Source organism: Streptosporangium sp. LJ11 (assembly GCF_051918945.1).
In the GTDB taxonomy this organism is placed as follows: domain Bacteria; phylum Actinomycetota; class Actinomycetes; order Streptosporangiales; family Streptosporangiaceae; genus Streptosporangium.
The window spans coordinates 33919-54458 of record NZ_JBPXMB010000044.1; the positions used below are offsets into that span (position 1 = coordinate 33919).

At 71.7% G+C, this 20540-nt stretch carries 16 protein-coding genes; 7 read left to right on the forward strand and 9 right to left on the reverse strand.

Annotated features, from left to right (window positions below; all coding sequences use genetic code 11):
• Nucleotides 1–306 precede the first annotated feature (306 nt).
• Nucleotides 307–1641, reverse strand: coding sequence for a hypothetical protein (locus ACTOQ3_RS40445; protein WP_440089131.1), 1335 nt, complete (start codon nucleotides 1639–1641; stop codon nucleotides 307–309).
• A 425-nt stretch (nucleotides 1642–2066) separates the two neighbouring features.
• Here ACTOQ3_RS40445 and ACTOQ3_RS40450 point away from each other — a divergent pair, with 425 nt between their 5' ends.
• Both ACTOQ3_RS40450 and ACTOQ3_RS40455 read left to right on the forward strand, forming a co-directional pair.
• Nucleotides 2067–5783, forward strand: a complete 3717-nt coding sequence (locus ACTOQ3_RS40450; RefSeq protein ID WP_440089132.1) for a S8 family peptidase — start codon at nucleotides 2067–2069, stop codon at nucleotides 5781–5783.
• Nucleotides 5784–6278: 495 nt separating this feature from the next.
• Complete coding sequence (locus tag ACTOQ3_RS40455) at nucleotides 6279–6560, forward strand: hypothetical protein (protein ID WP_440089133.1); 282 nt, start codon at nucleotides 6279–6281, stop codon at nucleotides 6558–6560.
• 37 nt (nucleotides 6561–6597) lie between these two features.
• On the opposite strand, the gene ACTOQ3_RS40460 is transcribed toward ACTOQ3_RS40455, so the two are convergent.
• The 4 genes from ACTOQ3_RS40460 to ACTOQ3_RS40475 form a co-directional block, all read right to left on the reverse strand.
• Nucleotides 6598–7971: a serine hydrolase domain-containing protein gene (locus tag ACTOQ3_RS40460; protein WP_440089134.1), complete on the reverse strand. Its 1374-nt coding sequence runs from the start codon at nucleotides 7969–7971 to the stop codon at nucleotides 6598–6600.
• Between the two features lie 293 nt (nucleotides 7972–8264).
• On the reverse strand, nucleotides 8265–8774 hold the full coding sequence (locus ACTOQ3_RS40465; protein ID WP_440089136.1) for a GbsR/MarR family transcriptional regulator: 510 nt from the start codon (nucleotides 8772–8774) through the stop codon (nucleotides 8265–8267).
• 197 nt (nucleotides 8775–8971) lie between these two features.
• Complete coding sequence (locus ACTOQ3_RS40470) at nucleotides 8972–10042, reverse strand: hypothetical protein (protein ID WP_440089138.1); 1071 nt, start codon at nucleotides 10040–10042, stop codon at nucleotides 8972–8974.
• A 96-nt stretch (nucleotides 10043–10138) separates the two neighbouring features.
• Nucleotides 10139–10537 carry a helix-turn-helix transcriptional regulator gene (locus tag ACTOQ3_RS40475; RefSeq protein WP_362847128.1) on the reverse strand — a complete coding sequence of 133 codons (399 nt, stop codon included), beginning with the start codon at nucleotides 10535–10537 and terminating at the stop codon, nucleotides 10139–10141.
• 62 nt (nucleotides 10538–10599) lie between these two features.
• Here ACTOQ3_RS40475 and ACTOQ3_RS40480 point away from each other — a divergent pair, with 62 nt between their 5' ends.
• The gene (locus tag ACTOQ3_RS40480) at nucleotides 10600–11028 is read left to right on the forward strand and encodes a hypothetical protein (protein WP_440089139.1); all 429 of its coding nucleotides are present in this window, start codon (nucleotides 10600–10602) and stop codon (nucleotides 11026–11028) included.
• Between the two features lie 123 nt (nucleotides 11029–11151).
• Nucleotides 11152–12396, forward strand: coding sequence for a hypothetical protein (locus ACTOQ3_RS40485; protein ID WP_440089141.1), 1245 nt, complete (start codon nucleotides 11152–11154; stop codon nucleotides 12394–12396).
• A 4-nt stretch (nucleotides 12397–12400) separates the two neighbouring features.
• Here ACTOQ3_RS40485 and ACTOQ3_RS40490 read toward each other — a convergent pair whose 3' ends face one another.
• Entirely contained in the window at nucleotides 12401–13033 is a 633-nt protein-coding gene (locus ACTOQ3_RS40490) for an ATP-binding protein (RefSeq protein ID WP_440089143.1), read from the reverse strand.
• A gap of 326 nt (nucleotides 13034–13359) precedes the next feature.
• Between ACTOQ3_RS40490 and ACTOQ3_RS40495 the strand changes: the two genes are divergently transcribed.
• Nucleotides 13360–14970: a hypothetical protein gene (locus ACTOQ3_RS40495; protein WP_440089144.1), complete on the forward strand. Its 1611-nt coding sequence runs from the start codon at nucleotides 13360–13362 to the stop codon at nucleotides 14968–14970.
• A gap of 25 nt (nucleotides 14971–14995) precedes the next feature.
• Here ACTOQ3_RS40495 and ACTOQ3_RS40500 read toward each other — a convergent pair whose 3' ends face one another.
• The 3 genes from ACTOQ3_RS40500 to ACTOQ3_RS40510 all read right to left on the reverse strand — a co-directional run bounded on the left by ACTOQ3_RS40500 (nucleotide 14996) and on the right by ACTOQ3_RS40510 (nucleotide 18973).
• On the reverse strand, nucleotides 14996–15574 hold the full coding sequence (locus tag ACTOQ3_RS40500; protein WP_440089146.1) for a GNAT family N-acetyltransferase: 579 nt from the start codon (nucleotides 15572–15574) through the stop codon (nucleotides 14996–14998).
• 179 nt (nucleotides 15575–15753) lie between these two features.
• Nucleotides 15754–16992 (reverse strand): NAD(P)/FAD-dependent oxidoreductase, encoded by a 1239-nt coding sequence (locus ACTOQ3_RS40505; protein ID WP_440089147.1) that lies wholly within the window; start codon nucleotides 16990–16992, stop codon nucleotides 15754–15756.
• Nucleotides 16993–17053: 61 nt separating this feature from the next.
• The gene (locus tag ACTOQ3_RS40510; RefSeq protein WP_440089148.1) at nucleotides 17054–18973 is read right to left on the reverse strand and encodes an ABC1 kinase family protein; all 1920 of its coding nucleotides are present in this window, start codon (nucleotides 18971–18973) and stop codon (nucleotides 17054–17056) included.
• Nucleotides 18974–19085: 112 nt separating this feature from the next.
• Here ACTOQ3_RS40510 and ACTOQ3_RS40515 point away from each other — a divergent pair, with 112 nt between their 5' ends.
• Nucleotides 19086–19325, forward strand: coding sequence for a hypothetical protein (locus tag ACTOQ3_RS40515; RefSeq protein WP_440089149.1), 240 nt, complete (start codon nucleotides 19086–19088; stop codon nucleotides 19323–19325).
• A gap of 17 nt (nucleotides 19326–19342) precedes the next feature.
• Entirely contained in the window at nucleotides 19343–20065 is a 723-nt protein-coding gene (locus tag ACTOQ3_RS40520; protein WP_440089150.1) for a hypothetical protein, read from the forward strand.
• Nucleotides 20066–20540 lie beyond the last annotated feature (475 nt).

Here is a 20540-nt window from a genome sequence, read left to right on the forward strand (position 1 = left end):
CCGATACCCGCTCCACCTCACCGGAGCCGGCTCCGGGCGGCCATGGTTCCTCAACCCACGCCATCAACTTCTGACAGCGGTTGGGAACCCCGAGCACGCACGTTTCTCCTGGGGGTTCCCAACCTCAAACAAATAGCCATGAGGTCAAACCGGACACTTTTCCAGCATGAAATTGGCCGCTTTCCGCTATACGGCCGGCTCGCGAACCGTTTCGCTCCGATATCCGGACCGGTCTCATCACGGCCCCTCGATAAGCTCTCCGGTGGCAATGACGGCGAGCGTTTCACTCCGGCCTTCGCGCTGGTCTCATTCGGTCGCCGTCTCGCCCGTTGCGTCTGCCTGTTCGGGACGGGCGCGACGGTCTCGGCGGTGCCGTACCAAGGAAGGCAGCCAAGGCGCGACGCCGATGACGAGCAGCAAGGCCAGCAGTGGCGTGCGCCACCAGGGCGAGATGCTCGCCGGTGGCGGGGAGGGTGGTGAGGCCACCCATGGGCGTGCGGTCTTCGACCAGGCCAGGAACGCGTCGCCGATCGGGAGGAGGCCGAAGGCGTACCTCTTGGTCCACGGGGTGTCGATCGGCAGGCCGGCCAGTTCGCCGTAGTTCGCCAGGGCTCCGGCGAGGGGGGCGTCGCCGTGGACCTGGGCCGCGCCGAGGGCGACCGCGGTCGCCGACAGGCTCACGCCGAGCGGGAGAGGGCCGGAGTCGACGTCGCCAGGGCCGTCCATGCCGACGGGATACTCGCGTACGGCCGGGCCGAGGCCGAGCGGGGAGACGACGTAGTGGTCGCGGAAGCGCCGGTACTGGTCGGCGGCGAAGGCCGGGTCGATCTCGACGAGGAAGCGCTGGCCGAGGCTCTGCGAGCTGCCCCTGGCCACCTCGGCCGGGGCGCCGGTGCCGGGGTCGGCCTCGTGCGGGAGCAGGCCGGTGCGGGGATCGAGCCGCCGGCGTACCGCCTGGAGCCATCGCTCGGCGGTACCGGCATACCGGGACGGCAGCAGCGTGTCGTGCAGCCGCAGCGACGCCATGGCCACGGTCGAGTCGACCGGCCACGCCTTCCCGGGGTAGGCCTCCAGGTAGGGCGACTCCGACGCGCCGAACGCCTCGGCGAGCGCGACGGAGTCGTCGGCGAACCGGCGCAGCTCGGCCGGGTCGCGTCGCTCGGGCGGTTGCAGGGCGAGCGTCCCGCCGCGCAGCCAGTTGGTCCAGCCCCGGTAGAAGACGCCGTGCGGCGGGGTGAGGTCCGGGCTGAACGGGGCGCGGCCGGACGGTGATTCCAGCCGGGCCAGCGCCCAGCGCGCTTCCCGCAGCGCCGCCGACCGCTCGCCGGGCGGTTCGCGCATGCCGAGCTCGACCCGGCTCAGGCCGTACAGCGCGTGCAGGAAGAAGTACCCCTCGGGGAACAGGCTCTGCGCCTGGTCACCGGCACCGCCGTCGAGCGCCGCCCGCAGGAACGTCAGCTGCCGCCGGACTCCGGGCGGCTCGCCGGTCGTGCTCGCGGTGGCGGGCGCTACGAGCCGTACCGTGCCCAGCAGCGCGCAGACGGCGACCGCGACGGCGACCAGCCGCCGCAGCACCCGGCCTGCCCTCGGACGCGTTCTCGGGGGCGGTGTCACCTGCGCCGTGGAGGGCGGCTCGAGCATCTGTCGATCTTAGTTCGGCGCGCGGTCAGGTACATGGCCAAGCGGGCAAACGGGCAATCAGGCGCGTGGCCACGTGGGCGTTCCACCGAGCGACCGCCCACGTTCCGGGCCGTCGTCCGGGATGTCGTTCCAGGACATCGGGTCGCGCCGCCCGTGGCTTCCCCGGGCGTCGCGCCTCCCTGTCGGGATTACGACATGTCCTAAATTAGCCATACGGAATTGTTGATATACGCCCGTTTTATCCCGAATCATGGCCCTTGATCTTTTGTACCATCGCCACTTCGGGAGAAACTCCTTGCACGGCACTCCCCCCCCGGAGGCACGGGCTGCTCGCCCTCGCCTCCGCGCTCACGGTTCTCCTCACGGCCTCGCCGGTCTCGGCCGCCGTCACCGGATCCGCCGGCGCGACGACTCCCGCGACCTCCGTGACCTCCGCGAAAGCCTTCGCGCGAACGTCCGCGACCGCTTCCGGGGACACCCCGGCGAAGCCCGCCGCCAAGGCCGCCGGGACCCGGTTCACCGTCACCCTGATCACCGGGGACAAGGTCGCGCTCGCGCGGGTGGCCGGCGCCCTGACCGTCGTGTCGGTCACGGGCCCGGACGGCGGGCGCGTCGGCGCCCGGGTCAGCACCGTCGACGACCACCTCTACGTGTATCCCGACTCGGCCGCGAGGTACGTCGGCGCGGGGCTCCTCGACGAGGGGCTCTTCGACGTCACGCGGCTCGTGGAGTACGGCTACGACGACGCGCGCAGCGACCACCTCCCCCTGATCGTCACCTACACCGACGACGCGGTGGGCAGGCGCGCGGAGAAGGTGCCGGGCGGGGCGGAGAAGGTCCGTACGCTCAGCAGCATCCAGGGCGCCGCGCTGTCCGCGGGCCGTGACGGCGCGGCGGGCTTCTGGACCTCGCTCACCGGGTCGGACCCGCGGGCGGAGTCGCGTACCGCGACCGGCGCTCCCTCCCTCACCTCGGGGATCGCCAAGGTCTGGCTCGACGGCAAGGCCAGGGCGAACCTGGCCGACACCGTCGCGCAGACCGGCGCCCCCGAGGTGTGGGCGGCCGGGAACACCGGCGAGGGGGTGAAGGTCGCCGTCCTCGACACCGGGGTCGACGCCGACCATCCCGATCTCAGGGACCGGGTCAAGAACACCGCCACCTTCGTCCCCGGCGAGGACGTCAAGGACCGCCACGGCCACGGCACGCACGTGGCCTCGACGATCGCCGGCACCGGCGCCGCCTCCGCGGGCCTGGAGAAGGGCGTCGCCCCCGGCGCGGACCTGCTGGTCGGCAAGGTCCTGGACAACCAGGGAAGCGGCCAGGACTCCTGGATCATCGCGGGCATGGAGTGGGCCGCCCGCGACCAGCGCGCCAAGATCGTCAGCATGAGCCTCGGCGGCGGGCCCACGGACGGCACCGACCCGCTCAGCCGGGCCGTCAACGAGCTCAGCGCCGAGACCGGCGCGCTGTTCACCATCGCGGCCGGCAACTCAGGCCCCGAGGAGAGCACGGTGAGCGCGCCGAGCACCGCGGACGCCGCGCTGTCGGTCGCCGCGGTGAGCGTCGCCCCGAAGGGCACGGCGCTGGCGCCGTTCTCCAGCCGGGGCCCCCGCGTGGAGGACTTCGGCCTCAAGCCGGAGATCGCCGCACCGGGCGTGGACGTGCTGGCGGCCAGGTCGCAGTACGCCACCGAGGGCGAGGGCTCGTACCAGACGATGAGCGGCACCTCGATGGCCACCCCGCACGTCGCGGGAGCGGCGGCCCTGCTGTCGAAGGCCCACCCCGGCTGGACCGGGCAGCAGCTCAAGGACGCCCTGGTCAGCAGCAGCAGGCTCCTGCCGCAGTTCAGCGCCTACCAGGTCGGCGGCGGCATGCTCGACGTCGCGGCGGCCACGCGGAACACCGTCTTCGCCACCGCCACCGCCCAGGTCAAGGTCCGGTGGCCCTACGCCCCCGGCCAGAAGGGCGAGCAGCCGGTCACCTACACCAACATCGGGGAGAACCCGGTCACCCTCGACCTCGCGGTCACCGGCGGGGCACCCGAGGGCCTGTTCGACCTGTCCGCGGCCCAGGTCACGGTACCGGCGCGCGGCACCGCCACGGTGAACGTGGTCCTGAACGTCGACCGGGCCGAGCTCGACGGCCACCTCAGCGCGCGGCTCGACGCGAGGGACGCCGAGGGCGCCCTGCTGGCCCACACCGCGATCGGCTTCTACAAGGAGGGCGAGCGGGCGAAGCTCACCGTGCACGCCAGGGACCGCGCGGGCAAGCCCCTCGCCGGGGACCTGATGATCTCCCGGGATCTGCCCGACGGGCACCAGACGCTCGAGTACCACGGGGTCGACCCGTCCGGCACCGCCGAGCTGCGGCTGCCGACCGGCGACTACGCCCTGTGGATGTGGGGCGACGTGGAAGGCGTCAACGGCGCGTACTCCCTGGGCAGGGTGCTGCTCGGCAAGCCGAAGATCTCCCTCACCGGTGACACGCGGATCACCCTGGACGCCTCCGCCGCGCGCCAGGTCACATCCGTCCTGCCGTCCGGCAGGGACCAGGCGCGGACCACGACGATGGCCAGGATGGACTTCTACCGGGGGTTCGGCAACGGCGCCGTGAGCGATTCCTACCTTCCCGGCGTGCAGCACGACAGCCTCTGGGTACTGCCCACCGGCGCGAAGGTCACCGACGGGAAGCTGACGTTCGCCGCGCGCTGGCGCGACGAGCAGCCCCGCCTGGCGGTCTCCTCCGAGACGGAGGACTTCGACGACCTGCTGATCCAGACCCGTTCCAAGCCGCTGCCCGAGGGCCGCTGGACCTACGGCTCGGTCTTCGCCGGCGCGGGATCCGCGGCGGAGTTCGCCGGGGTGAAGGCGTCGGGCAAGGTCGCCGTGGTGCGATGGAGCGAGTCCGTCACCCCGGAGGCGCAGGCCGACGCGGCGGCGAAGGCGGGGGCGAAGCTCCTGCTGATCGTCAACCCCGGCCGCGGCCGGCTCGACGCCTGGGACGCGGTGCAGACCGACGCCCCGCTGGCCGTGGCGTCGATCACCCGCGACGAGGGCGAGCGGCTCGTCACCCGCCTCCAGCGCGGCTCGGTGCCGCTGCGCGTCGTCTCCCACCCGACCGTCGCCTACCTCTACGACCTCGTCCACAAGTGGGAGGGGGCCGTCCCGGCCGACCCGACCTACCGTCCGCGCAAGAGCGACCTGGCCCGCGTCGACGTCTCGCTCGACAACCACAGGCAGCAGGCGGCCGTGGAGACCCGCATCGACCTCCAGGACGGCCTGCGCTCCGGGTTCAGCGGTTACACCAGCGCGCTGCCCGCGCAGAGCAGGCGTACCGACTGGGTCTCCACCGACGACTCCGTCCGCTGGCACGAGTCGCTGTACGTCATCCCCGACGAGACCCAGCAGAGCTCGGACATCCTCACCTACCAGGGCGGTACGACCAGCGAGGCACGGTGGCTCGGCCCGGTCCAGCGCCCCCGGATGAACACGGCGTCCCTGCTGCCGACCCGCGCGGGCGACGGGCTGGTCGCCATCGTGCCCTCCTGGGGAGCCTCGGGCGGCAGCCACGCGGGTGAGGCGCTCTTCAACCCGAACGCCACGCAGACCCTCTCGCTCTACCAGGGCGACACCCTCCTGGAACAGGCGAAGACCGAACGGCTCGACCGTACGCTGATGCTGGCACCGATCGTCAGCCCCGACCGGCTGCCCTACCGCCTGGTCAACGAGGCGTCCCGCGACGCCTCGGTGTACCCGTACTCGACCCGCACCCTGACCGAGTGGAACTTCACCTCGGGGTACGTCGAGAGCAACTCGACCAGGGACCTGCCGCTGATCCAGCTCGACTACGACGTCGACGTGGACCGGGCGGGCCGGGCCGGCCGCCGGGCCGAGCTGACCGTCACCCCGCTGCACCTGCCGTCGGTGGTGGACTCGGGCCGGATCGGCACCGCCACCCTGGACGTCTCCTACGACGACGGCGCCACCTGGAGCAGGGCGAGCCTCGATCACGACAAGAAGGGCTGGACGACGAAACTGCGCGCCCCGAGCGACGCCCGCACGGTCACCCTGCGCGCCGGCGCCCGCGACAGCGCGGGCAACAGCGTCACCCAGACCATCGTCCGGGCCTTCGGGCTGAGGTAACCGGAGACCTGAAGCAACCGGAGACCTGAGGTAGCCGGGGACGGCCGCCGGGGAGGAACCGGCGACGGACACCGGAGACGGACGGGCCCGCCGGGCCGGCCGGCTGGATCAGCCGGCCGGTTCCCCGCCGGGCCCGGTGCGAAAGCGCCCGGACCCACCCGCGTGCCGGGTGGGTCCGGGCGTACGCGTGTGAGCGCCGGGCGAGCGAACCGCCCCCGCGCGCGGGAGGTGCTTCGTTCCGGTCTCGCCGCGACCTCCACGGCTCGGGCGTCTTGCGGTCGGCGAGGAAAGTTTCATGCCATTCCTGGAATCCGGTCGCGTCGTGGCGTTCTCGACGAGCCGGAAACGGATCGTTCCATTCCGTCGCACGCTGCGGCTCAATTGTCAAAAGAACCCGTTACCCCTTTCGGGCCTCCTTCGCCGCCCTCTTGCGAGAGGCGTGAACCTTTCATTCAATGAGGGACGGCGATGATCGTACTTCGGAGGGGTCTTTCCATGGGAATTCGTACACGCGTGCTGTCGGCGGGGCTTTTCGCGGTAGCCGCCCTCGCGCTCACCGGCGGTGTGGCGGCGGCCGCGTCAGCTGGTCAGGGCACCGATTACACGAGCATCAGCGCGATGGACTACTGGCAGTATCACGACCATTACCAGACCCACGGCCAGTGCGTCGCCGTGGGCGAGGAATACCTGTGGCCGCACAATCCCGGCGGGGCCGACGACTACGAATGCCTGGCCTCCGGTGGCGGCTGGAACCTCTGGCTGATATTCGCGACCTGATCCGGGAAGCACACGGGCGACGGCGCCGGGCCGGGGTTCAGGCGACCTTGGGGGTTACGCGCATGCCGATGTACACGCATTCGGTGCCGTCGGTCAGGGTGGAGAAGACCACCGGAATGTGCTCCCCTCCGAAGGAGGGACCGCCGGAGGCGGCGAACACCGTCTCCGACACCGGCACCAGGTCCATCTCCAGGGGCGGGGAGAAGTCCTTCATGCCGTCGACGAACTCGTACCGGATGTGCGCGCCGTCGTCGTCCTGGGTGACGGTGGTGACGACGCCCTCGCGCCGGTAGGTGCCCACCAGCCGCGTCATGTCCACCGCGGGCGGGTTCGCCGCCGGTCCGAAGGCGTCCGGCATCCGCACCCCGGCCAGCTCGCCCAGCAGTTCCCGGAACAGGTCGGCGTACAGCCCGCCGGTGCCGCCGCCGTTGGCCAGCAGGACGACGGCCACTCCCGCGTGCGGGACGACGCGCAGGTAGGAGTACTGGCCGATCGCGGCGCCGTCGTGACCGAAGCCGGGGACGCCGTCCCAGTCGTACAGGGTCCAGCCCAGGCCCCAGCCGTCGGCGCTGACGGTCCACTTGTCCGGGCTGTCGACCACGCGCCGCCGCATCTCCGCGGCGGCGCCGGCGGACAGGACCCGGGTGCCGTCGGGGGCGACGCCGCCGTCCAGGTGTGCCCGCGCGAACCGGGCGACGTCGCCCGCGGAGACGATGACCCTGCCGTACGGCCCGGCGGAGCGCGGCATCAGGTCCCAGGCCGGGGCCGGGTCGGGGTCGGCGCCCGGCTCCCCCAGGTGACTCATGGCCACGCGGAACCGCAGCGCCTCCTCGGGCAGCGTCATCGAGTGCTCCAGCCCGAGCGGGGCGAGGAGCCGCTCCTTCAGCGCCCGGTCCCAGGTCAGGCCGGTCAGCACCTCGACGACACGGCCCAGCACGGCGTACCCGACGCTGCTGTACGACAGCGCCGTCCCGGGTGAGCAGTCCGGCGCCACTTCCCTGGCGGCCTCGACGTACCTGGCCAGGCAGTCGTCGCCACGGCCGGAGTCGTAGGTGAAGTCGCAGGTCAGCCCGCCGGTGTGACTGAGCAGCCGACGGATCGTGATCGTCTTCGTGGCCTCCGGATCCGGGGTGGCGAACTCCGGCAGCACGCTCACCACGGGCGTGTCGAGTTCCAGCTCACCGGAGTCGACCAGCTGCATCACCAGAGTCGCGGTGTAGACCTTGGCGAGCGAACCGGACAAGAACACCGAGTCGGTCGTCACCTCCACCCCGGTCGCCCGGTGCAACACACCACTCGCCAGTTCGTGGACGTTCCCGTCGACCAGCACGGCGAGCGACGCCCCCGGCACGTGGTGGGCGGCGCGAAGCTCGTCGAGCCGGGCCTGCCAGCGGGCGGAGTCGAAAGTCATGGGAGATCTCCTCGGTTCTGATGGCGCCGGACGCCGGGCGAGGCGTCCGCCGATCGGGCAGGAACGCGAGCCGGGGCATGCGGACAACGCCGGTGCCGTCGAAGCACCGGCCGGAAGGGGGGAGCCGCCCTCGGGGACGGCTTGACGGATCTCGACGAAGGGAGGACCCACCCTCGGGAGCGGGCCTGGCGGCTTCGCCGAAGGGGAGGAACGTCCTCACGGGACGGCCTCGTGGCTTCGGGTCGTTTCGGGCTGAGGGGGACCGCCCTCGTGGGCGGTCCGGTGACGTCGGGCTAGGGCCGGCTCGTTCCGGCGTCGTCGGGCAGTGCGCCGGAGGCGCGCAGGGCGTCGCGGCGCTCGCGCCACTCGGCCGCGAGCGCCGGCATCCGCTCGACGAGGAACTCGGCGAAGGCGGCCCCCTCGAGGAGACGCGCCCGGCGGGCCGGGGGCGCCTCGTCCAGCACCTTGAGGCCCCGGTGCGCGAGCGCGCCGAGCGAGACGTACTCCGAGGGTTTGTCGACCATCCTCAGCCAGATCGCGGGGTGGATACTGACGCGGTCCACGCGTTCACCGGCGGCGCGTGAGCGCTGGATCCAGGACCACTCCTCGAGCATGGAGACCGCGCCGCTGACGGCGGTGCGGCTGGCCCGCAGCGCCTCGCCGAGCTCGGCGATGGTCTGCTGCGGCGGGTCGCAGATGAGAAGCCATCCGGCCACCCGGCCGGTCATCGGAGGCAGGCCGTTCTGCCGCGCGAAATGGCGGCCGACCTCGTCGGCGTAGGCAAGCTCGGCCTCATAGTCCATATCGCCGACATTACCCATATAACTGAGATAACGCAAATCTCTGATATTTGCGATACGACTGGTTTGGCGCCTCAGGTCCGCGGACGGCCGGGGCGAGCCGATACGACCGCGACCGGCCGTGTCCTGCCGTGTCCTGCCGTTCCCTCTGCTCCGGTCCCCACGAGGCCCTCAAACGCCGAACGGTCCCCGCCGGGTCCTCAAACGCCGAACGCGGGATAGCCCGGCAGCGGAGGAACGTCCCAGCCGCCGGCCACGTCCCGGAGCAGCAGCCGCATCGTCTCCGCGAAGGCCGGGAACTCCTCCAGGGTGCTCGCCGTCTCCCAGCGGTGTCTCAGCAACTGCCACAGCGTCGGGACCGGACGCCGGACCCTGTGCGTCGGCGCGTCCTTCGCCATGCGCGGGATCAGCTCGGTCGTCAGATACACCGTCCAGAGCGCGACCGCCCGCCGGATCGCGGGCTGCCAGATCCCGTCCTCGACCAGCTCCGGGTACGCCTCGACGACCTCCGCGCGGTAGGTGTCCTCGATCTTCTCCGCCAGGCCGGCGGGCAGTGTGAAGACGCACCAGCAGGTGGCGAAGGGCATCCGGCAGTACGCGGCCGTCATGAAGACCGGCTGGTAGCAGGCCGACTCGAAGTCGAGCAGCCGCAGGCCGCCCGGGGTGAGCAGGTTGTTGTCCGGGCAGGTGTCACCGGGGGTGAAGGCGAGATACTCGTCCGCTCCCGTCGCCGCGATCCGCTCCAGCTCACCCGCCAGCTCCGGCGGCGCCTCGACCCCGATCCCGGCGAGCGCCGAGGGGAACCCGGCCGCGTACCGTACGGTCCACGGCTCCTCGTCCCAGGACGGCACGCCCCTGCCGTACCGGGCCGACAGGGAGGTCAGATCGGCGCGCCGGTGCACCGACGCGGCGGACAGCCGCCCGAGCCCGCGCGCCCAGGCCGACAGGCCGTCCAGGGCGGCCCGCGGATCGTCGCCGAGCAGCACGTCCGCCAGGGTCGGCGCCGTCCCGAGGTCCTCCATCACCAGCAGCGGGACCGAGTCGTCCACACCCAGCAGCCCGGGACCGGCCAGCCCCAGCGAGAGCCCGGCCGCCTCCCCGGTGAAGGCGCGCAGGCCCTCGGAGTCGGTGCCGTACTTCTTGACGACGACACTGCCGCCCGAAGCCGTCCGGCAGCGCAGGACGACGCTACGCGGACTGCCTCCGAGGTCCACCGGATCGGACAGCTCGACGCCCACCACTTCGCTCGCGGCCCGCAGGATCGCATCCATCCCGGCATTCTGCCCATCGTGCGCCGGACGGGAAAACCCTGGTCCGGCCCGGCCGGGAAAACCCACGGGTCGGCGGCTCGGAAAACACGTCGTCACCTAGGGCGTTTCGGCGGCGCGGAGTGCCGCGAGGAGTTTGTCCATCGCGGAGCGGGCGCTGGCGGAGGCGTACGGGCCGACGGCGGCCAGGGCGACCACCAGCGCGGCGGCCTCGCCGGGGGTGAGGGACAGCGGGGCGAGGCTGGAGGACGTGTCAAGACGGTAGCCACCGCCGGGTCCGGACCGCACGGTGATGGGCACACCGGCGTCCCGTAGCCGGGCGATGTCACGTTCGATCGTGCGTACGGCCACGCCGAGCCGCTCGGCGAGCAGGTGACCCGTGGTGGCACGCGGGGCACGGGCCCGTAGTGCCTCGATGAGCGCGTGCTGGCGTTCCACCCGGCGCAGGACCAGATGCTGGTCCATCGACTCGGCGGAGTGGTTCCGCGCCGCCGGCATCGGGGAATCCTCTCGCCATGACCGACACGGGCGTGTCGGTCACTCCAGCCTAGGGTCGAGCCATGGAGATCAAAGCCTTCCTCTTCCGGTACGCCGACGCTCTCACCGCGGGAGACCTCGACGGTATCGCCGCCTGTTACGGGTATCCCTCCCTGATCCTCGGCGACGAGAGCGCGCAGGCCGTCGCAGAGGCGTCCGACGTGAAGAACGCCTTCGCCGGAGCCGCCGAACGCTACCGGGCCCAGGGGCTCACCGAGATACGCCCGACGATCGGCGAGACGACCCGGATCACCGAACGGCTCGTCGACGTCAAGGTGCGCTGGGAGTATCTCGATGCCGAGGGCGTCACGCGAGCGGAGGGGTACTACCGCTACACCCTCCGCGGTGATGACGGCGACACGGGGATCGGGACGGACACCGGCACCGGCACCGGCGACAATCTGGCCATCCACGTGGTCGTCCCGATCCCGGCCGCCGAATTCGGAGCCTGAGACGTCGGCGTCGGCCGGTGAAAGACGAAACCCGTCGAGGGCACGACGCCGGCCTCGGCACCCCGAACCGGCCGGGGCGGGAAACCGGTTGAAGGCCGCGCCCCCGGCTGGCACCCTGCCAGGATGCCGACGCCCCCCGCGGGTCCTCCCGCGCCGAGCTTTCCGCTGCCCGATCGGTCCGGCCTGGAGGCGCTGCTGACGAAGGCGTTCGGCGCGCCGGTGGTGCTGGACCGCGTGGAGCACCTGGCCCCGTGGGCGGTCCTGCGCGCACACCTGGCCGGACCGGAGGCCGAGACGCCCGCGTACGCGGCCAGGCCGGAGGCCGGGCCGCCCACGCACCCGGCCGGGCCGGATCACGAACCATCCGCGCGCCCGGCCGGGCCGAACCCGGGGCCGCCCGCGTCGGTGATCGTGAAGTGGCTGCGCGTCCATCCGTCCAGATCACGCACGGACGCGAGACAGGTGGTGACCGAGCGGGCCGCGCTGCGCTTCCTCTCCGAGGACCTCGGGCTCGACCTCGCCCCCAGGGTGCTGGCCGACGACATGGCGGCGTCGCTCCTGGTCCTGGAGGACCTCGCTCCCCGCACGCCGCTGGACCGGGTGCTGCGCCGCGACGGCGCGGTGCCCCCACCGGCGGGACTGGCGGCCTTCGCGCGGGCGCTGGGCGAGCTGGGCGCGGCCACGGCCGGGCACGCGGAGCTCTACCTCGCGAGACGACCGGCCGTGGTTGTCGACCTCGCGTGCTCGGACACCGACGCGTGGCGGCGGGCCGTGGAGCACGCCGCGGGGTTCGGGGTCGCGCTGCCGAGCCGGGCCGAGACCGAACTGGCGCGGGTACTGGCGGAACTCGCCGATCCGGGCCCTTTCCTGGCGTTGACCAACGGGGACGCCGAGGCGAACAACTTCCTCACGGCGGACGGCGACGGGCGGCTCATCGACTTCGAGTTCGCCGGCTACCGGCACACCCTGACCTCGGCCGTGTGCCTGTACGTGCCGGGCCCGGCGTGGCTGACGGTGTCCGACCCGGTCGCGACCGGCCTGGAGGCCGGTTACCGCCGCGCGCTGGCCCGGGGCGTACCGGAGGCGGACGACGACCGCCTGTTCGGCTTCGGCCTGGCCGCGGCGTGCCTGACCTGGGCCGCCCGCCGCCTCACCCGGTTCCCGACGCTCGACGCCCGGGTGCCGGGCGAGAACAGCCGGCTCCAGCTGGTCTTCACCCTGGACGCCGCGGCGTGGGCCGCCGAGAACCACCGCGCCCTGCCCCACCTGGCCGGATGGGCCCGCAGGGCGGCACAGGCGCTGCGCCGCCGGTGGCCGGACACGGACGTGGACCGGACGGCGTGCCCCGCGTACACTCCGCGCGGGTGAGGGATCACCCTCGCGTCGCGTGAGCCCGGGAGTACGCGTACGGCCGCGGGGGCAGCACGTTCGGAATGTGCCAGGCGGACGGCAGGACCCAGCGGCCGAAGACGACCTTTCCCCCGTTCGGTGACCGGTAGTGGCCCCACTCGTCGGTGCACATGCCGACGAGCCGCAGGCCCCGGCCGCTCTCGTCGTCCTCCCCGGCGTCGGTGACCTCGGGCGAGCCGTCGCAGCTGTCCCAGACCTCCGCGAACAGGCCCGCGGTGGTGAGACGGAGCCGCAGGAGGATCGGGTCCGGGTCGGCGGTCCGCGCGCGAGCGCAGGCGGACGGGCAGGCGACGGTGTGCGGGTGGCCGCCGGAGGCGGACGGGCAGGTGTAGCCGTACGGGACGGGCGGGGTGGCGGTGGCCTTGATGGCGTTGGTGGTCATCTCGGAGACGACCAGGACACAGAGGTCGGACAGTTCTTCCAGGCCCCACGCCAGCAGTCGTGCGCGCGTGAAGTCGCGCGCCTGGGAGGCCGCGGCCGGCTGCGCCGCCAGCCACAGCTCGTTCGCGTCCAGGGGCAGGTGGTCGGCGGTGTCCGGATCAGGGTGAAACGGTGAGTGCATCGGTCCCGGCCGTTCGACGGGGAGCACGGTCATTGATGGCTCCAGGGAAGTTCAACGAAGGTTCGGTCGCGCGTCCCCGGCGCAGAATGGGGACGCCCCCGCCCGAGCGCTGAGACCACACGAATCCGACGGCTCCGGCGTTGTCTCAACCCTGCTGTACGGAGCGTGCTGGAAACAGGCGACGACACCGAGTCTGTTCGTCACTCTCAGAGGTCACATCGAGCCTCAGAGCGACGGCATTGCAGAGAGCGGTGATCTGATCGCCGGTTTCTGCACTCGACCGTCACCGAACGTGAGCGGCCAGTAACGTTCAGCCCGAAGAATCGCCGCCGGAGAACCCGCCGGGAGGGGCCGAGCCGATGCCACGTGCACCGCGCAGCGTCAAGCAGCAGATGGACGCCTTCAGCGCTGAGCTTCGCGAGCGTGGTTTCACGTGGGCCGAGGTCGCCGCTGAGTTCAAGCGACGCTGGCGCCTGAACTCCCGCCAGGGCTTCCGTGAGGCGCATCGCCTGACACAAGCCAAGGTCTGCCATCTATGGAACGAGTACTGGCCGAACGAGCCACTGACGACCCGAAAACTCGGGTCGTGGGAAGCGTGGCCCGGCCCCACCGGCAACGAGCCGCCGATCGCCGGGCTCAACCGGCTGGCCCGCATCTACCAGTGCCGCACCGCCGACCTGGTCGACGGTGAAGACCACCGCGATGCCGACGAGCACAACACACCGGCCGTCCGGTCCCGGGGGCGTGCGCTGGTGGCGGCCGGGGCGGCGGGCAGTCTCGGCCCCGAGGACATCCGGGGAGTGCTGGCCGCCCTGCCCACCCTGCCCACGGGACCCGTGCCGTTCGGAACCTCGCGCGACGAGGAGTACGACGCCCTGGTGCGGGCGCTCGCCCAGTGGGCGGCGACCATGAAACGGCGCGACGTCCTGGCCCTGATCAGGGCCGCAGCCGCCGCGGCGGCGGCCTCTCCGCTGCTGGCCCGGCTCAACGACGACGAGCTCGACCGGCTCGCCCTGATCGCCGCAGAACCGTCCCGGGTGGACGAGGCCACCGTCGACCACATCGACGCGGTGCTGCACCACTGCATGCGGCAGGAGGACACCCTCGGCCCCCAGGCGGTGCTGGGGACCGTGCTCGCCCAGCACCACCTGGTGCGGTCGCTCATCCCGTCCGCGTCGAACGACGAGGTGCGCGAGCGGTTGCTGTCGCTGCTGGCCAACATCTGCCGGTTCACCGCCTGGGTGCTGTTCAACCTCAACGACTTCAACGGGGCGAACCACTACTACGAGCAGGCCAAGGTGGCCGCGCACCAGGCCGACGACGACGCGATGAACAGCTTCGTCCTGGCCAACTGGTCACAGCTGGCGACCTGGCGGGGTGACCCCCGCCAGGGCGTCGAGCACGCGCTGGGGGCGCTGGCCTGGGGGCATCGCGCCAACAGCAAGCTGCTGGTGTCGTACGCGTGCGACGTGGGGGCCCGCGCCTACTCGGCGGTGTTGCGCCGCTCGGCCAAGAACGACCGTCACAAGGACCACGCCCGGTGCATGACCAGCCTCGACCAGGCCCGCCGCGAGCTGGGCCACGCGGGCGAGGGCGACGTGGGGGCCAAGCTTCTCTACTTCTACGGCGACGGGCAGTATCTGTCGACCAGGACCAAGTGCCTGCTGGACATGGGCGACGCCCAGACCGCCGTCGAGATGGCCGCGCGGTCCCTGGCCCGGATCGATCCGGCGTTCGTCCGCAACATGGCGTTCAGCCGCCTGGATCTGGCGCGCGGGCACCTGCGGCTGCGCGCCATCGACGAGGCGTGCGAGCAGATCGGCGAGGCCGCCCGCCTCACCTGCAAGAACACCTCGCCGCGGCTGGCCCGCTCGGTGGTGGAGGTCCGCGAGGCGCTGAATCCGTGGGCGAGGACCCGCCAGGTCGCCGCCCTGGACGAGAAGCTGCACACCTTCCAGCTCATCGCCTGACGGCCTCGCGGCCCGCCGCGGTCGATCAGCGCGCCCCGGGCATCTCCTCAAGCACCAGGATCTCGAAGACCGGGGCGGGGATCGGCGGGTCCATCAGCTTTTCGGACACCTTCCGCCATCCCCACCTCCGGTAGACCTCCCGGGTCCGCGCGGCCTTGGGCTGCACCGAGAGCGTGGCCCGCTCGGCCCCGGATCCCGACAGCAGCTCGTCGTGGATCCGGTGCCCGATTCCGGCGCCTCGCCAGTCGGGCAGCACCCCGTAGTCGACGACGACGAACGTCCTGCTCCCGGTCTCGGCCGCGAACTCCTCGCCGACCGGGTCGGCCAGCGAGCTCCACCAGCGGGTGTCGGCCGGCAGCAGGTGTCCGTACCCGAACCCGACGAACTCCGCCCCGGACCGCGCGGTGGTCAGCCGGAAGCCCGGCCGGTCGACCAGCCGGGGGAAATAGGAGCGCTGGTTGGCGAACTCCGCGGCGTTCCCGTCGAACGGGGGCAGCGAGAACACCGCCTCGTAGAGATCGCAGATCGTCCCGGCCAGCGCGAGCGCCTCCCGGCGGCCGTGTGTCTCTATGGTCAACTTGCCGGTGGGGGCCGTGTCGGTCATGCCAGTCTCCTCGCCTTCGTCTCGCCACCCTCCCCCAAGGGCTTTTTACCCGTGGACGGGCGTGGTAGCCGCTCCGGTTCATGGGAGGGGTGAGAGCGGGAAGCCGGGAGGGGACCGGCTTCCCGCGGAGGAAGCGGCTTCCCGCGGAGGGGCGAGAGCGAGGGGACGGCGGGAGCGGGTCAGCTCTTCGCGAGGTCGGCCAGCGGTACGGAGAGGTCGGTGAGCCGGTCCGGGGCGACGGTCGCGCCGCCGCGGATCAGCTCCTGCGCCGGTGAGATGCCCTCGTCCCACTGGTTGACGTGCATGCCCGCCACGACACGTCCGCCGGAGAGCCAGAAGGCGTGGAAGGCCTCCGACTCCAGGTCTCCCCGGATGACCACGGAGTCGTACCCCCCGGGCGCGAACCAGCCGGAGAACTCCATGCCGACGTCGTACTGGTCGGTGAAGAAGTACGGCGGCCTGTCGTAGACCACCTTCCGGCCGAGCATGGCCTTGGCCGCGGCCGCTCCCCCGTTGAGGGCGTTGGCCCAGTGCTCGACGCGGATGCGGGTGCCGTACAGGGGGTTGAACGCGTTGGCCACGTCACCGGCGGCGTAGACGTCGGGGTCGGCGGTGCGGAGGGACTCGTCGACGAGGATCCCGTTGTCCACGGCCAGGCCCGCCCGCTCGGCGAGTTCGGTGTTGGGGCTCACTCCGACGCCGACGATCACGATGTCGGCCGGGATCTCCTCGCCGTCGTGGGTGGCGACCGCGCGGACGTGCCCGGGGCCGAGGATCCCGGTCACCTCGCGGCCGAGCCGTACGTCGACGCCGTGGCGCCGGTGCACGTCGGCGAAGAAGGCACCCAGCTCGGGGCCGAGCGCGGCGTGCAGCGGCACCGCCCTCGGCTCGACGACGGTCACCTCGCAGCCGTACTCCCTGGCGGCCGCGGCGGTCTCCAGCCCGATCCAGCCCGCGCCGACGACGACCACCCTCCTGCCGCCGCCGCGGACGGCCTCGCGCAGCCGCTCCGAGTCGCCGAGGCTGCGCAGGTAGTGCACGCCGTCCAGGTCGGCGCCGGGTACGTCGAGGCGGCGCGGGGAGGAGCCGGGGACGAGCAGCAGCTTGTCGTACCGGACGCGCCGCCCGTCGTCGAGTTCCACGTGGCGCGTGGCCCGGTCGAGGTCCGTCGCGCGGCGCCCGAGCAGCCGCTCCACGGAGTTTCCGGCGTACCAGCCCTCGTCGTGGACATAGAGCTTCGCCTTCTCCTCCTTGCCGAGCAGATAGCTCTTGGAGAGCGGAGGTCTCTCGTAGGGGGGCTCGGTCTCGGCGCCGATCAGCGTGATCCCGCCCTCGAAGCCCTCGTCGCGCAGGGACTCCGCCGCCTTGGCACCCGCCAGGCCCGCTCCGACGATGACGAACGTCTGCTCGGTGGTCATAGGTCCCTTCCTACTCCGATTCCCCCACCGGTTCCAACGATCGCGAGAAGCGGCAGGTCGTTCACCCGTTCCTTCGGAAGATGACCACCAGTACCCGCAACCCCAGGATGGCGCTGACGAGCAGGAGGTTGTAGCCGACGAGCTGGTGCAGCCCGACCCCAGGGGTGACGCGCGGGCCGGTGTCGGCCCCGAGCAGCAGCGCGGCCATGAGACCCGTGGTGGCCGCCAGCACGGTGAGCAGCACCTGGTGGAGCATCCCGGTGACGTGCCGCCGGTCGCGCTCGTCGGAGAAGAGGCGCACGTTCAGGCTGAAGCGGCCGTGCTCGGCCGCGTCGGCGATCCGCTCGATCCGGCGGGGCAGGCGGCGCACCATGGGAAGCAGGCCGAGCACCTCCCGGGTGACCTCGTCCCGTACCCGCCGGTGGTCGGGGCGTTCGGTGAGGTGACGGAGCGAGAACGCGCGTGCCTCGGTGACGATGTCGAACCCGGGGGCGAGCCGGGCGAGCGTGCCCTCGATCGTCGCCAGGGCCCGGAACACCGCGGCCACCTCGGGCGGGAGGGACAGGCCGTGCGAGGAGACGATCCGGAAGAGCCGGCCGAACATCCGCGCGTCCGGGGCGGTACCGGCGAGCAGGTGCCGGGCCATGAACCGGCCGAGCTCGCGTTCCAGCTCGCGCTCGTCGATCTCGTCCGGCCGCGGCACCACCTCCAGCAGGGCGTCGCTCACCCCGAGCGGGTCCCCCCGGTCCATCGCGCCGAGCAGGCGCCCCAGCGAGTCGCGCAGCGAGCCGTCGAGCCGCCCCACCGAGCCGAAGTCGAGCAGCGCCAGGCGCCCGTCGGCGAGGAGCATGAGGTTGCCCGGGTGCGGATCGGCGTGGAACACCCCGTGCAGCATGATCTGGCGCAGCAACGTGTCGAGCAGGGTCCTGGCGAGTTCCTGCCCGGCCTGCCCGCCGGGCGCGGCGGACCCCAGCGGGGTGCCGTCCAGCCATTCCATGACGAGCACCCGCCGTCCGGACTGCTTCGGGTACGGCACCGGCACGTGCACCGGCTCGCCCGCGGAGACGGCCGCCACGGCGGCCATGTTCCCGGCCTCGATCCGGAAGTCGAGTTCCTCCCGCAGCGCGTCGGCGAATCCTCTGGACAGGGCGGCGACGCCGAACGCGCGCCCCCAGCGGGTACGTCGTTCGAGCGAGCGGGCGAGGCGGTCGATGATGTCGAGATCCTGCTCGACCACGGTGGCGATTCCCGGGCGCTGGACCTTGACCACCACCTCCTCGCCCGTCCGCAGCCTGGCGCGGTAGACCTGCGCGATCGAGGCGGCGGCGAGCGGTTCGCGGTCGAAATCGGCGAACGTCTCCTCCACGGGCCCGCCCAGCTCGGCCACGAGCACCGGCTCGATCTCCGTCCACGGCGCCGAGGCCGCGCCGTCCTGCAGCAGGCGCAGCTCCTCGACGAACTCCACCGCCAGCAGGTCGCTCCGGGTGGACAGGATCTGGCCCAGTTTCACGAACGTGACCCCGCCGTCGTCGAGGGCCTCACGCAGCGACCTGGCCAGCCGGGCCCTGCTGGAGGGCGCGCCGAGGTCGGGGTCCCGGCCGCGCAGGTACGGTCCGAGACCGTGTCGTACGAGGATTCGCGTGATCCGGAGGTAGCGGCGCGAACGGATCAGGTGACGGCGCAGCCTTCCCGCCAGTTCCAGCGGTCCCGGCAGCGATCCGGACGGTATCAGGGCCTCGGCGATCACCAGGGGTACCATCCCGGCGAGCAGGGCGCTGACCACGGCGAGGATGAAGAACCAGATCGGGGTGACACCGGGATCGTCCGGGGCCACCGTCCCCGCGAACGCCTTCATGAGCGGCCCGGCGATCAGAAGCACGAACGTTCCGGCCAGCAGCGTGCGGACGATCCCGAACCGCAGGTCGAGCAGGCGCCGCGCGGCCACCGTGAACGCGGTCACCAGGACCAGCACACCGATCACGAGCGTCAGAGTCGTTAGAAGGTCCACATTCGTTCCGTTCGCTCCGTCGTGTGGGCGAGGTCTCGGCACGCTCTCCGGCCCGTGGCGCGCGGGCCGCGGGACGGAGGTGCGGTTGACGGCGAACAGACTAGATCACCTGGAAACCGTCCCGGAGACCATCCCGCAGACCGGCCTCGCGGACCGGAGAAGACGCTCAACACCTTCCGATGACAGGGCGAGGAAATTTTCGTTTACCCTGCCGGAAACGGAATTCGATCCCCTCTCAAAGGAGGGCGTATATATTTTTCACGCCATCAAGATCGCGCCGCCGACGGAGATATCGACGAACTCCGTCCACGGCGCGCTTTTTTGATAAAAGGAGCATGCCGTATGCCATTGAAGCGACGATTCGCCCGAGTCACGGTCAACTGCGCCTTCGCGGTGGCGGCCGTCCTGAGCCTCGGGGCCTTCTCTCCCGTGCCGCCGGGCATTCCGGACAACCCGCCCGCACCCCAGCCCGCGGAAGCCGCGCCCCAGCCCTGGGAGGTCACCCCCCGGTCGTGGGAACCCGCACCTCAGCCCGGGGAGGTGGCACCGCCCCCCAGGCCCACCGTACGCGCCCTGACGGCAGCCGAGATCCGGGAACAGGGGCTCGATGAATACATCGACATGTCCCGCCAGAAGGAAACGGTTCCCCGTATTATCGACACATCCCAGGACAAATTCACCAACAATCTTCTTACTCCCGCGAAGCGGACGGGAACCGCCGGTTCCGCCGATCTCGCGACGGGCTGCTGGTATCTCACGACGACATACGGATACCCCGCTCTCCAGGGAAGCGCCGACCACACCTGGTGCGGCGACGGCTTCCAGGTCACGTACACCTCGGCCGGCTGCACCGGGAGCACGAGCCTTCCCACCTACATCTACGAGGGCTGCCAGAACATCCAGGCCTACGGGGTCGGCTGGAGCGCCTGGGACGTCACCGACAGATGGCGTTTCTGCGCGGCCTACAACCGTTTCACGGGCGTGTGCTCCGCCCGGATATACCCGTGGCAGAAGAACCGCTACGGCGCCGACGGCCAGGTCTGGCTCCTTGGCTGGGGAAACTGAAACGGTGTACTGAGTTCGGGTCTTCGGGTGTGCCGGAAATTCCGGGTCCATCCCCAGGACGGCGTCCCGCAGGTTAGGCCCGGCCAGGTGGTTCCGGGGACTTGTCGAGGCGGAAGGCAGGCCCACGCCGTTCCTCGATCCGGGTGATGCGGCACCCGGTGGTGTCGCGGCCCCTCCGAGGGCGGGGGGCGGCGCAGGGCCCTGCCGGCACATCGCGCAGAGGGGTTGCACGGGACCATCGACTACGGAAGGTCTTAAATCCGTAATAGTGCACCTTCGGCCGCGAGTGTGCATTCCTGCGCAGAAGGAAGCGTCGACTGTTTCTAGTGTCCGTGGTGTCCGAACGGCACAACCCCTCCACCACCCGCACAGGAGCATGACGATGAGCACCACGCGCGCCCTTCTCGCCGGAGCGGCCCTGGCCGGTTCCCTGCTGGCCGGCATCGCCGCGGCCCCCGCCGCCTCCGCCGACACC